Annotated in this window: 11 protein-coding genes, 1 pseudogene and 1 riboswitch; of the genes and pseudogenes, 7 read left to right on the top strand and 5 right to left on the bottom strand. The window is 70.1% G+C overall.

Translation table 11 applies throughout. From position 1 onward, the window contains the following. The first annotated feature begins 22 nt into the window (after positions 1–22). A riboswitch (FMN riboswitch) is annotated at positions 23–157 on the top strand. Between the two features lie 90 nt (positions 158–247). The 3 genes and pseudogenes from AAEP80_RS15980 to ribH all read left to right on the top strand — a co-directional run bounded on the left by AAEP80_RS15980 (position 248) and on the right by ribH (position 2,081). Beyond that, complete coding sequence (locus AAEP80_RS15980) at positions 248–892, top strand: riboflavin synthase (protein ID WP_413601441.1); 645 nt, start codon at positions 248–250, stop codon at positions 890–892. Next, positions 892–1,575: pseudogene (gene ribB, locus AAEP80_RS15975) on the top strand (3,4-dihydroxy-2-butanone-4-phosphate synthase); the annotation flags it as partial. The gene AAEP80_RS15980 and the pseudogene ribB, both read left to right, overlap by 1 nt. Positions 1,576–1,592: 17 nt before the next feature. Further along, positions 1,593–2,081 (top strand): 6,7-dimethyl-8-ribityllumazine synthase, encoded by a 489-nt coding sequence (ribH, locus tag AAEP80_RS15970; protein WP_413601442.1) that lies wholly within the window; start codon positions 1,593–1,595, stop codon positions 2,079–2,081. Positions 2,082–2,166: 85 nt separating this feature from the next. Here ribH and AAEP80_RS15965 read toward each other — a convergent pair whose 3' ends face one another. From AAEP80_RS15965 to AAEP80_RS15945, 5 genes are all read right to left on the bottom strand, one after another. Further along, positions 2,167–2,337 (bottom strand): hypothetical protein, encoded by a 171-nt coding sequence (locus AAEP80_RS15965; RefSeq protein ID WP_281265183.1) that lies wholly within the window; start codon positions 2,335–2,337, stop codon positions 2,167–2,169. Between the two features lie 66 nt (positions 2,338–2,403). Further along, on the bottom strand, positions 2,404–2,952 hold the full coding sequence (locus AAEP80_RS15960) for a TetR/AcrR family transcriptional regulator (RefSeq protein WP_281265182.1): 549 nt from the start codon (positions 2,950–2,952) through the stop codon (positions 2,404–2,406). A gap of 119 nt (positions 2,953–3,071) precedes the next feature. After that, the gene (locus AAEP80_RS15955; RefSeq protein WP_420365097.1) at positions 3,072–3,983 is read right to left on the bottom strand and encodes a carbohydrate ABC transporter permease; all 912 of its coding nucleotides are present in this window, start codon (positions 3,981–3,983) and stop codon (positions 3,072–3,074) included. Next, the gene (locus tag AAEP80_RS15950) at positions 3,980–5,020 is read right to left on the bottom strand and encodes a carbohydrate ABC transporter permease (RefSeq protein WP_420365096.1); all 1,041 of its coding nucleotides are present in this window, start codon (positions 5,018–5,020) and stop codon (positions 3,980–3,982) included. Before AAEP80_RS15950 ends, AAEP80_RS15955 begins: the two co-directional genes overlap by 4 nt. Continuing rightward, entirely contained in the window at positions 5,017–6,318 is a 1,302-nt protein-coding gene (locus tag AAEP80_RS15945; protein ID WP_420365095.1) for an extracellular solute-binding protein, read from the bottom strand. The genes AAEP80_RS15950 and AAEP80_RS15945 overlap by 4 nt, the downstream gene beginning before the upstream one ends. 185 nt (positions 6,319–6,503) lie before the next feature. Here AAEP80_RS15945 and AAEP80_RS15940 point away from each other — a divergent pair, with 185 nt between their 5' ends. The 4 genes from AAEP80_RS15940 to AAEP80_RS15925 all read left to right on the top strand — a co-directional run bounded on the left by AAEP80_RS15940 (position 6,504) and on the right by AAEP80_RS15925 (position 11,967). Next, positions 6,504–8,546, top strand: coding sequence for an aldo/keto reductase (locus AAEP80_RS15940; RefSeq protein ID WP_420365094.1), 2,043 nt, complete (start codon positions 6,504–6,506; stop codon positions 8,544–8,546). Beyond that, the gene (locus tag AAEP80_RS15935; RefSeq protein ID WP_420365093.1) at positions 8,525–9,556 is read left to right on the top strand and encodes a LacI family DNA-binding transcriptional regulator; all 1,032 of its coding nucleotides are present in this window, start codon (positions 8,525–8,527) and stop codon (positions 9,554–9,556) included. Before AAEP80_RS15940 ends, AAEP80_RS15935 begins: the two co-directional genes overlap by 22 nt. 179 nt (positions 9,557–9,735) lie before the next feature. Next, positions 9,736–11,259: an MFS transporter gene (locus AAEP80_RS15930; RefSeq protein ID WP_413601447.1), complete on the top strand. Its 1,524-nt coding sequence runs from the start codon at positions 9,736–9,738 to the stop codon at positions 11,257–11,259. 183 nt (positions 11,260–11,442) lie between these two features. Then, positions 11,443–11,967: a flavin reductase family protein gene (locus tag AAEP80_RS15925; RefSeq protein ID WP_281265175.1), complete on the top strand. Its 525-nt coding sequence runs from the start codon at positions 11,443–11,445 to the stop codon at positions 11,965–11,967. Positions 11,968–12,012 lie beyond the last annotated feature (45 nt).

The raw sequence follows: 12,012 nt of genomic DNA, 5'->3' as shown, positions 1-12,012 counted from the left end.
CTGGGGTATCGTTCGGGGTACGCAAGCGCTCCGGGGTCGGTGTAATTCCGAACCGGTGGTGACAGTCCACGAACTGACGACGGGTGTGAACCCGCCTGATGTTGACTCGGTGAAACTCCGGGACCGACGGTGAGAGTCCGGATGGGAGGCGCGCTGGCGGACACGACGCGACCACCTGCGTGGGCGCACGGGTCCGTCGTTGCCGACGATCGTCGAACGCCCCCGGAGTCCCGTTGAGAGGACACCAGTGTTCACCGGCATCATCGAGGAACTCGGCACCGTCACCGCCGTCGACCCCCAGGGCGACTCCGTCGCGCTCACGATCCGTGGCCCGCTCGTGGTCACGGATGCGAAGCACGGCGACTCCATCGCGACGAGCGGCGTCTGCCTGACCGTCGTCGAGCAGACCCCGGAGACGTTCACCGCCTTCGTCATGAAGCAGACGCTCGACATGAGCGCACACGGGTCGCTGCGGGTGGGTGACCCGGTGAACCTCGAGCGCGCGGCCTCCGTCGGCGACCGGCTCGGCGGCCACATCGTGCAGGGCCACGTCGACGGCACCGCGACGGTGCTCGAGACCGCGGACGGCGACGGATGGCGCCGCGTCCGGTTCGCCCTGACGCCGGAGCTCAGCCCGCTCGTCGTCGACAAGGGCTCGATCGCGCTCGACGGCGTCTCACTCACCGTCAGCGCCGTCTCCCCGGAGACGACCGACCCGGCTGATGCCTGGTTCGAGGTCAGCCTGATCCCCGAGACCCTCACCGCCACGACGCTCGGTGACCGGGTCCCCGGCGACCGGGTCAACGTCGAGACCGACGTCCTCGCCCGGCACGTCCGGCGCATGCTGCGGCTCGACGCCGCCGCGCAGGTCCTCGAACTGGAGGCGCAGTGATGGTCGCCGACGCCCCGCACGTCGTCGACGTGGCAGCACCAGGGCACGTGGCCGGGTTGTCGACGATCGAGGACGCCGTCGCCGCCATCGCGGCCGGCCGGCCGGTGATCGTCGCGGACGACGAGTCCCGCGAGAACGAGGGCGACGTCATCCTGGCCGCCGAGCTCGCGTCGCCGGAGTGGATCGCCTGGACCGTGGCGCACTCGTCCGGGTTCATCTGCGCGCCGGTCAGCGCCGCGATCGCGGACACGCTCGACCTGCCGCCGATGGTGGCCCACAATGAGGACGTCCGCGGGACCGCGTACACCGTGACGGTCGACGCTGCCGTCGGGGTCACGACCGGGATCAGCGCCCACGACCGTGCCCGGACACTCCGGGTGCTCGCCGACCCGGCATCGGTCCGCGGCGACCTGCACCGTCCAGGGCACGTCGTTCCGTTGCGTGCGCGACCCGGCGGGGTGCGGGAGCGCGCCGGGCACACCGAGGCAGCGATCGACCTGGTCACCGCGGCGGGCTTGCGGCCCGCGGCGGCGATCTGCGAGATCGTCGACGAGGACGGCAGCATGATGCGGCTGCCGCGCCTCGTCGAACTGGGGGCGCGCGAGGGCGTGCCCGTCATCACCATCGCCGCACTCGCCGAGTGGCTGGACGCGGCAGACCGGGCAGCGGCGGACGCCGCGCCCACGGAAGGAACGACACGATGAGCGGAGCAGGCGCGGCGGACCGCGACCAGGTCGACGGCAGCGGCATCCGGGTGGCGATCGTCGCCGGGCAGTGGCACGACACGATCGCGGCGGGACTCCTCGCCGGGGCCCAGCGCGAGGTCGAGCGCCTCGGCGCCGACGCCACTGTGCTGCCCGTCCCCGGGAGCTTCGAGCTGCCCGTCGTCGCGAAGGCGGCACTCGAGAACGGGTTCGACGCGGCGGTCGCCCTCGGCGTGATCATCCGCGGGGGCACGCCGCACTTCGAGTACGTGTCCGACGCGGCGACGAGCGGCCTCACCCGGGTCGCGATCGAGACCGGCAAGCCCGTCGGCTTCGGCGTGCTCACCCTTGACGACGAGCAGCAGGGCATCGACCGAGCCGGGCTGCCCGGCTCGAAGGAGGACAAGGGTGCCGAGGCGGCGCACGCCGCGATCGCGACGGCCGTGGTGCTGCGGAGCCTGCGCGCCGCGACCGTCTCCGCCTGACCCGCACCGAGCCTCCGGTCCGGACCGGACGCGAAACGGGCCCCGCACCGATGTGGTGCGGGGCCCGTTGCCGTGCGGTGTGTGACTACCGCTTGCCGAACACGTGGATCGGCAGGAAGAAGGAGATGCACATGAGCAGGATGCCGCCCATGAACACGAATGCCTGACCCGAGCTCACCTGGAACGCGACGCCGAACAGGTACATCGACACCAGCAGGAGCAGGATCGAGAAAACAGCGGCGATGACGCGGCCCACAGTGGTACCTCCGGAATCAGGCGGGTGGATCGGCCCCAGTCTATCCCCAGGTCGGGGTGTGCTGGTTCACGCCACGGGCTTTGTGGACACCAGACGGTCGACGACGACGAGCAGCGGCTCCATCTCGACCGAGGCACGGTCGGGGCGACCGTCGCTCGCGGCACCGAGGGACGCAGCGTGGTACAGCCCGTCGCCCATGAGCTTGATCGCCTGCGCGGTCGGGACGTCCCCGAGCGCGTCCACGAGCGTCGCGAGCCAGGCGTTCTCGGTCTCGTCGAGGGTGCGGCCGGCCTCTTCGTAGCCGGCCTGCTGCAGTCGGCTCGCGGCGAGCAGGGCGAGGTCGAGCTCGCTGCCGACGTACTGGCAGTTGCGGACGAAGTAGCGCGCAGGGCCGTCCTCGGCCTCGCGCATGCGGTCGACGTCGACGGCGGAGAGGTCGGCGAGCCGGTCGCAGAGGCCCTCGACCAGCGCGGCCTTCGAGCCGAAGTGGTACAGCAGTCCGCCCTTCGAGACGCCGGCGCGGGCGGCGACGGCGTCGAGGGTCGCAGTGCGCTCGCCTTCCTCGCACACGATGGCGACGAAGCTGTCGAGGACACGGTCGCGAGCACTTGCCATACGGGTGAGTCTAGGAGGCCTCGAGGACACGGTGCAGCGCGCATCGGGGTGCACTTGCCATAGGGGTGAGTCTAGGAGTGTGCGGACGGCGACGCGGAACCCGCGCCGCCGTCCGCGTCTCAGCCCTTCAACGCACCGGCCGCGATGTTCGCGATGAAGTGCCGCGACCCGATGATGAACACGCCGATCAGCGGGAACACGCTGATCACCGCGCCGGCCATCACGGCGCCGAGGTCGGTCGCGTTCACCGAGCTCAGGCCGGCGAGGGCGACCTGCAGGGTCTGCCCCTTCGGGTCGATCAGCACGATGAGCGGCCAGACGTAGTCGTTCCAGGCGGTGATGAACGTGAAGATCCCGAGGAACGCCAGCCCGCCGCGGAGCATCGGCACACCGACCGACCACCACGTCCGGAAGAACCCGGCACCGTCGACGCGGGCCGAGTCGATGAGCTCGTTCGGGATCGACGTCGTCGCGAACTGCCGCAGCAGGAAGATGCCGAACGCGTTCGCGGCGCCCGGGATGATGAGCGCCTGCAGTCCACCGATCCACCCGAGCTTCGCCATGAGCACGAAGCTCGGGACGAGGGACAGGCTCCCGGGCACCAGGAAGGTGGCGAGCATCACCGTGAACAGCGCGCGCTTGAACGGGAACTCGTACTTCGCGAACGCGAACGCCGCCAGCGAGTCGAACAGCATGACGAGGACCGCCGTGCCGCCGGCCACGATCACCGTGTTGAGCAGTGCCCGGAGCATGTCGACGCTGCCGAACACGCTCGCGATGTTCGCGAACGCGTTGTCGCCGAACCACAGCGACGGCGGGTACCCGAAGATCTCCGCGTTCGTCGACGTCGACATCACGAGCAGCCAGTAGAACGGGAAGATCGACAGCAGGACCCCGACGACCAGGCACACGTGCGTGACGAGCGTCCCGATCCAGCCTCGGCGGAACCCGTGGCGGTAGTCGGACTCGGCGGCACCGGGACGACCGAGCGCAGCGGCGGTGTTCGTGGTCGTGGTCTCGGTGGCGGTCATGCGTCGACGCCCTTCTTCGCGGTGCTGACGGTGACGGTGCGCGCCGTGCGCAGCCGCCTGGGTGTCTTGAGGCCGTCGCGTTCACTGAGCAGGCGCCAGTTGATGATCGCGAACACCACGGAGAAGATGAACAGCACCCAGGCGATCGCCGAGCCGTACCCGAAGTCGAACTGGTTGAACGCCTGCTCGTACTGGTAGAGCACGATCGTCATGCCTGCCTCGTCCGGACCACCGACCGCGCCGCCGTTGAACAGGATCTGCGGCTCCGTGAAGAGCCCGAGCCCGCCGATGGTCGACGTGATCAGGGTGAAGAGGATGACCGGCCGGAGCATCGGGACCGTGATCCTCGAAAAGATCTGCCACGTGTTCGCACCGTCGACCTTGGCGGCGTCGTACAGCTCGGTGGGGATCGACTGCAACCCGGCGAGGTAGATGATCGCGTTGTACCCGGTCCAGCGCCAGATCACCATGACGGAGATCGTGACCTTGATGCCCCAGTACGACGACAACCACCCGACCGGGTCGGCGCCGAGTGCCCGCATCGCGGCGTTCACGAGTCCGAACCCGTCCGAGAAGACGGAGCCGAACACGATCGCCATCGCGACCATGCTCGTGACGTTCGGGATGAAGAACGCCACCCGGTAGAAGCCCTTGGCCCGGATGTTGCCGTGCAGCAGGAACGCGAGCACGAGCGCGAGGAAGAGCATCGGGAGCGTCGACATGATCCAGATGAGGAACGTGTTCCCGACGGCGTTCCAGAACCGCGGGTCGCCGAGCAAGTACTGGTACTGCGCGAAGCCGACCCACGTCGGGCTGCCGATGCCGTCCCAGTCGGTGAAGGACAGCACGATCGAGAACACGATCGGGAACAGCCCGAACACCAGGAACAGAACGTAGAAGGGCGCGATCGCGACGTACTGCGGCCAGAACCGACGGAGGCCGAAGCGCTTGCCGGTGGCCGCGGTCGTGATCGACGCGGTGGGCGTCCCGACGACGGCGGGGATGCTCGTCGTGGGCGGTGCCTGCTTGGTGCTCATGCCGTGACCCCGCGCTTCTCGAGGACCCGGTTCGTCTGGTCGACAGCGTCCTGCCAGGCCCGGTCCGGGTCCTTGCCCGCTGCCTCGACGTTGGTGATCTCGGTCGCGAAGGCGCCGATGAAGCGCTCGTTGTTCGAGATGTAGGTGACCGGGACGTCCATCGCGGTGTCGCTGAAGAACGACAGCGGGTCCTGGTCGCCGAAGAAGTCACCCGGCTTCCGCATCAGGCCGTTGTCGAACGAACCGGGCGTGGACGGGAAGAGCTGGATGTCGTTGTAGGTGTGCGACTGCACCTCGGGGGAGGTGATCCACTGCGCGAAGGCCACCGCGGCCGCCGGGTCCTTCGACGTCTTCGGGACGGCGAGGAACGAGCCGCCGCTGTTGCCGGGGCGTTCGGGCTGCCTGGCCATCCGCCACTGCCCGGAGGAGTCCGGTGCGGTGTCGTGGATCACCTGGGTCCACCACGCGCCCTCGATCTGCCCCGCCACGCGGCCGGACACCCATCCGGCGTTCTGGTCGGTGCCGGACTGCAGGTTCCCGGTCACGCCGGACTTCGCGCACGCGACGGCGTTCTCCCACGCCTTCCGGATGCTGCTGTCGTCCTGCTCGAAGACGGGCCGGTCGTCACGGTCGAAGTACCGCGTGGGGCTGGCGGAGATGTACTGGTTGAAGAGCTGGTTCGCGGTGATGACCGTCGCGGCATCGGCCTTCTTCCGGAGGGTCGACCCGAACGTCCGGAAGTCGTCCCAGGTGCTGATCGACGCCGACACCTCGTCCGGGTCGGTCGGCAGCCCGGCCTTCGCGAGGACGTCCTGCCGGTAGAAGAACGCCGTCGGTCCGGTGTCGACGGGCCAGAAGCACTGCCGTCCACTCGGGGTGGTGCCGAGTGCGCGCTTCCAGTCGTAGTACTCGGACTTCTTCGCCTCGCCGCCGTGGTCGTCGAAGTCCGTGAAGAGGTCCTCGTCGGGGAAGTACAACCAGCAGTTCGAGTTCACCATGAGGACGTCGGGGATGAACGCGTTGCCCGCCAGCGCCGTCCGGAACTTCGTGTCGTAGGACGCACCGCCGATGAGGTCGGGGCGGAGGCGCATCGGGCGGTGCCCGTCGATACCAGCGGCCGCCTGCTTCAGGAACTTCGGGTCGAGCGACCGGTTCCAGTACCAGAGGACGAGTTCGTCGGGGTCCTTCGAGATGGAGGTGCCGGTGGAGCACCCGGCAAGGAGCGCTGCGGCGCCGAGCGCGCCGGCGCCGGCGAGGAATCCCCGCCGGCTGAGACTGATCGATGGTGCTGCTGTCACGGGGATGCCTGCTCTCGTCGTTGAGATCGGGGAGTCCGTGAGCGATCGACCGTGAACGCTCACGAATTGGCTCAGAGCATGCTCTGCCCGACACGCCGTGTCAAGCATCATCTGCATTGCGGCGACGGGCTGAGCGCGTTAGCGTCGACGCGACCGTGAAGGTTCACGAGACGAACAGGATCCGCATGTCAGCGCAGACCGCGACCACCACCGGCACCCCGACCGCAGCGACGAACGACACCCCCGGCTGGGCGGTCCTCGGCCCTGGTGGCATCGCCCGCCGATTCCTCTCCCAGCTGTCGGCGAGCGCAGCGGGCGGCACACTCGTCGCGGCCGGCAGCTCCGCTGTCGAGCGGGCGCAGGCGTTCGCGGACGAGGCCGTCGAGCACGGCTTCGCGGACGTCACCGCGGCGACGTACGACGAGGTCCTCGCCGACCCGCGCGTGGACGCCGTCTACGTCTCCACCGTGCACACCGGGCACGCAAGGCTCGTCCTCGCGGCGCTCGCCGCGGGCAAGGCCGTCCTCTGCGAGAAGCCTCTCGCGCCGAACCACGGCACCGCGATGGCACTCGCCGACGCCGCCCGTCAGGCCGGGTTGCCGCTGGTGGAGGCGTACATGTACCGCTTCCACCCGCAGACCGCTGCACTCCTCGAGCTGGTTCGTCAGAAGGCGATCGGCGACGTCACGCACATCGACGCGTCGTTCGCGTTCCGTGCGGGGTCCCGCAGCGGCCGGCTGTTCGACGTCGACACCGCCGGTGGCGGCATCCTCGACGTCGGCGGCTACCCGGTGACGATGGCCGCCGCGATCGTGCAGGCCGCGACCGGTGTGGCCGTCGCCGAGCCGACCGAGCTCACCGCGACGGGGACGCTCGGCCCGACCGGGGTCGACGAGTGGACCACCGCGCAGCTCACCTACCGCGGCGGCATCACCGCCGACGTCCGCACCGGCGTCCGCGTGCAGGACGACAACGCGGTGACGATCCACGGCACGAGCGGGAAGATCACGCTGACCGACCCGTGGACCCTCGGCGAGGACCCGACGATCGAGATCCGCACCGTCGACGAGGACCCCAGGACCCTGTCGTTCGGCGGCGCGAAGCCGTACGCGCTCGAGGCCGACGCGACCACCGCTGCCCTGGCCGCCGGACGCGTCGATGCCCCCGAGTACACGCTCGACGAGTCCCTCGCCACCGCCAGGACCCTGGACAAGTGGCGCGCGGCGATCGGCCTGCGCTACCCGTTCGAGGCCGAGACCGCCGACATCCCCACCGTGAGCGGCCGCCCGCTGACCGTGCAGGCGGACAACCCGATGCAGTACGGCGAGATCCCCGGCGTCGGCAAGCGCCTGTCGCGCCTGGTGATGGGCGTCGACAACCAGCCGGACCTGGCACACGCCAGCGCGATCTTCGACCTCTTCGTCGAGCAGGGCGGCAACGTCTTCGACACCGGGTACATCTACGGCGGGGGCGTGCTCGAGGGCCGACTCGGCAAGTGGATCCAGAACCGGGGGATCCGCGAGGACGTGGTCGTCATCACGAAGGGCGCGCACACGCCGTACTGCGACCCCGAGTCCCTCAGCCGACAGCTGCTCGAGAGCCTCGAGCGCCAGGGCACCGACTACGCCGACATCTACATGATGCACCGCGACAACGAGGACATCCCCGTCGGGGAGTTCGTGGACGTCCTCGACGAGCACCGTCGCGCCGGCCGCATCCGCGTGTACGGCGGCTCGAACTGGAGCCTCGCCCGCTTCGACGAGGCGAACGCCTACGCCCGCGCGAACGGCAAGCACGAGTTCGAGGTGCTCAGCAACCACTTCGGGCTCGCCGAGGCGTACGACGTGCCGTGGGCCGGCTGCCGCCACGCGACCGATGCCGCGTCGAAGGAGTGGCTGGCGGAGCGCCAGGTGCCCCTGCTGCCGTGGTCGTCCCAGGCCCGTGGGTTCTTCACCGGACGCGCGACGCCCGAGGACACCAGTGATGCCGAGCTCGTGCGCTGCTACTACTCGGACGAGAACTTCGAGCGACTGCGTCGCGCCCGCGAGCTCGGCGAGCAGTTCGGGGTACCCGCGACCGCGATCGCGCTCGCGTACGTCCTGAACCAGCCGTTCCCGACGTTCCCGCTCTTCGGACCGCGTACGATCGCGGAAGCCCGGTCGTCCATGACCGGCCTCTCCGTCGACCTCACTCCTGAACAGGTGGCATGGCTGGACCTCCGCGACTGACCGACGCCACCGAACCGGTCCCAGCACCCGGCGGCCGCGCGACGATCATCGACGTCGCCGCGGCCGCCGGGGTGTCCCGGCAGACGGTCACGCGGGCGATGAACGGCATGTCCGGGATCAGCGCGGCGACGAAGGAGCGGGTGCTCGCCGTCGCCGAGCAGCTCCACTACCGGCCGTCCCGCTTCGGCCGCGGGCTCGTCACGGGTGGGGACCACCAGCTCGGCCTCGTGGTGAACGACCTCAGGAACCCGTACACGCCGCAGCTCGCCGCGTCGGTGTTCCAGCTCGCCGCCGAGCAGGGGTGGAACGTCATGCTCGCCGACGTCGACCTGGCGAGCGACCCCGACCGCATGGTGACGGCGCTCGGCGCGCAGACGGACGTGGTCATCGGGTACTTCGGCTCCCGTCGCGAGCGCTGGAACGACCTGCTCGGATCGGTCCCGATGGTCGAGCTGGACCCCTCGTCCGACCCGCCGACCGCCGCGGTGTGGATCGACCCCGCCGACGGGATCGAGGTGCTCGCCGACCACCTCGTCGCCACCGGGGTGCGGCATCCCGTGGTGCTCGACAACTCCTCGCCGGACGACACGAGCGTCCGAGGCGTGCTCATGCTGGACGCCCTGCGTCGACGCGGCTACCTGCCGGAGGTGGTCCACGCACGGCACGGCACGGCCGAGTGCGGGGCGGAGGAGACCGTGCGGATCCTCGGTCGGAAGCGCCGGCTCGACGCGATCATCGCCTTCAACGACGTGATGGCCCTCGGCGTGCTGCAGGCGTGCCGCCGTGCGGGCGTCGACGTCCCCGGCGACGTCCGCGTGGTCGGTGTGGACGGGCTCCCGCTCGGCGGGCTCGTGTCACCGACGCTCACGACGCTCGCGGTCGACCTCGACGCGGTCGCGCGCGAGGCGCTCGACCTCGCCCTCGGCATGCTCGCGGGGGACCTGCCGCGCTCCGGTGCCGCGGTGCAGCGCAGCGTGCGCCACCGGTTGCTGCTCCGCGAGTCGGCGTAGGTCCGGAGGGACCTCCAGGCGGACTGGAGGCTCGTGGCGGGCCCGCCATAAGCCTCCAGTCCGCCCTTTAGTTGTATTTGCAACATACCCGTCCAGACGGTACAGTAGAGGGGTCTTGCCGGGCTGCGTGACGACTTCCGCGCCCGGGGCACCACCCTCGAAGTCCGTGGAGCACCACCATGTCCGCACTCCTCACCAGTCCCATCGCCACGCGGGTCACCACCAGCCGCCCGCGACGGTTCCTGGCGCTCGCCGTGCTCATGCTGCCGGTCCTGCTGATCTCGGTCGACAACACCATCCTGAGCTTCGCCCTGCCGTCGATCTCGCGCGCGCTGGACCCGGACGCCACCACGCAGCTCTGGATCGTCGACGCCTACCCGCTCGTCCTCGCCGGCCTCCTCGTCGTGATGGGCAGTGTCGGCGACCGCATCGGCCGCCGACGCATCCTGGTCATCGGCGCCTCCGGCTTCGCGGCGATGTCCGTCGCTGCCGCGTTCGCCACCGACGCCTGGATGCTCGTCGCCGCGCGCGTCGCGATGGGCGTGTTCGGTGCCATGCTCATGCCGGCCACGCTGTCGATCATCCGCAACGTGTTCACCGACGGGACCGAGCGACGGATGGCCCTCGCCGTGTGGTCGACGATGTTCGCCGCGGGCAACGCGCTCGGTCCGCTCGTCGGTGGGGCGCTGCTCGCGCACTTCCACTGGGGGAGCGTGTTCCTCGTCGCGGTGCCGATCCTCGTGCTGATGCTCGTCGGCGTGGCGTTCTGGGTGCCGGAGTCGAAGGATCGCAACCCCGGTCCCGTCGACGTCCTCAGCATGCTGCTGTCGCTCGGCACGCTCGCGCCGATCGCCTGGGCCATCAAGTCCGTCGTGCACGTCGAGGAACGCGGGCTCGCGATCGCGATGCTCGGCGTCGGGGTGCTGTGCGGCATCGCGTTCGTCCGCCGGCAGCTGCGTTCCCGGACGCCGATGCTCGACCTCCGGCTGTTCCGCAGCACGGCGTTCACCGGCAGCGTGCTGATGAACATGGCCGCGATGTTCTCGCTGACCGGATTCCTGTTCTTCATCGCCCAGCACCTGCAGCTCGTCGCCGGGCTCGACCCCTTCACGTCCGGTGTCGTGCTCATCCCGGGCTCCGTGCTCACGATCGTCGCAGGGCTCGTCGTCGTGCCGATCGTCGGACGGGTGGCCCCGCGGTGGGTCGTCGCCGTCGCGCTGCTGTTCTCGGCGGCCGCGTACGCGATGGTCGCCGTGCTCGGGCACCACGCGTCGATCGTCGCGCTGGCCTTCGCGTTCGTGCTGCTGGGCATCGGGATCGGCGCATCGGAGACGGTCACGAACGACCTCATCATCTCCACGGCGCCCGCGGACAAGGCCGGTGCCGCGTCGGCGCTCTCCGAGACCGCGTACGAGATCGGTGCGGTGCTCGGGACGGCGGTGCTCGGGACGATCCTCGCGACGACCTACCGGGCACACGTCGTCGTCCCCGACGGGCTGTCCTCGTCGGCGCACGTCGCGGCGCAGGAGACCCTCGGCGGAGCGGTGTCGGCGGCTGCGGACCTCGGCGGGTCGGCGGGGCAGGTGCTCCTCGAGTCGGCGCGGGCGGCGTTCGACTCCGGCGTCACGATCACGGCCGGCGTCGCCGCGGTGCTGATGGTCGTCGCCGCTGCCGGTGCCGTCGTGATGCTCCGCCGCCGCTGACGGCGTCGCCCTGCGTCGCCCCCTCGATGCGGCTCCGAGCGTGGACGACGGCGTGACGGCGCGCCCGGGATACGTGGAACCTGGGAATCGTTGACCTCAACCTTGGTTGAGGTCATACGTTGGGACATGGCCGCCGAGGGGTGAGCCACGCCGATCCGAACGAGGAACGAACCAACGACTCCCATGCCCGAAGCAACACCGGCGAACGCCGTGCCGTCGAACATCGCGGACGCCTACAAGTCGGCCTTCCGTGGCCATCCCGCCGGTGTCGCCGTCATCACCGCCGAGGGGCCGGACGGACCGACCGGCCTCACCGCGTCCAGCGTCGCGAGCGTGGCGATCGACCCGCCCGTCCTGGTGTTCTCGCTCTCGACGAACTCGGGCTCGGCCGGCGCCGTCCTCGGGGCTCCGGTGTTCGTGGTCCACCTCATGGACTCGCACGGCGTCGCCCTCGCGAGGCGCTTCGCGTCCACCGGCAGCCCTGCGGCCGACGACCCGATCTGGGGGACACTCCCGTCGGGTGACCGGTACCTGCCCTCCGCCGCCTCCGCACTGCGGTGCCGACCGCTGTCCACGACGCCGATCGGCAGTTCGACCGTCGTCGTCGCCGAGGTGCTCGACATCGTCATCGGGGACGAACGGGGCGAGCCGCTCGTCTACCACAACCGGGAATTCCACTCCCTCACCGATCGTTCCCGGCTCTCGTGAGCCGCGGAGCACCATCCGCCCATCCACTGATCGAAAGGAACTCAC

The sequence above is a fragment of the Curtobacterium sp. L3-7 genome (genome assembly GCF_048756585.1).
GTDB lineage: Bacteria > Actinomycetota > Actinomycetes > Actinomycetales > Microbacteriaceae > Curtobacterium.
This window is presented reverse-complemented; position numbering and strand designations above follow the sequence as displayed.

What these genes read in the sequence shown, in the direction of transcription:
- AAEP80_RS15960 (WP_281265182.1), bottom strand. Translation starts at nt 2,952, where the DNA reads ATGGCAAGTGCTCGCGACCGTGTCCTCGACAGCTTCGTCGCCATCGTG.
- AAEP80_RS15940 (WP_420365094.1), top strand. Translation starts at nt 6,504, where the DNA reads ATGTCAGCGCAGACCGCGACCACCACCGGCACCCCGACCGCAGCGACG.
- AAEP80_RS15935 (WP_420365093.1), top strand. Translation starts at nt 8,525, where the DNA reads ATGGCTGGACCTCCGCGACTGACCGACGCCACCGAACCGGTCCCAGCA.
- AAEP80_RS15930 (WP_413601447.1), top strand. Translation starts at nt 9,736, where the DNA reads ATGTCCGCACTCCTCACCAGTCCCATCGCCACGCGGGTCACCACCAGC.
- AAEP80_RS15955 (WP_420365097.1), bottom strand. Translation starts at nt 3,983, where the DNA reads ATGACCGCCACCGAGACCACGACCACGAACACCGCCGCTGCGCTCGGT.
- AAEP80_RS15925 (WP_281265175.1), top strand. Translation starts at nt 11,443, where the DNA reads ATGCCCGAAGCAACACCGGCGAACGCCGTGCCGTCGAACATCGCGGAC.
- AAEP80_RS15950 (WP_420365096.1), bottom strand. Translation starts at nt 5,020, where the DNA reads ATGAGCACCAAGCAGGCACCGCCCACGACGAGCATCCCCGCCGTCGTC.
- ribH (WP_413601442.1), top strand. Translation starts at nt 1,593, where the DNA reads ATGAGCGGAGCAGGCGCGGCGGACCGCGACCAGGTCGACGGCAGCGGC.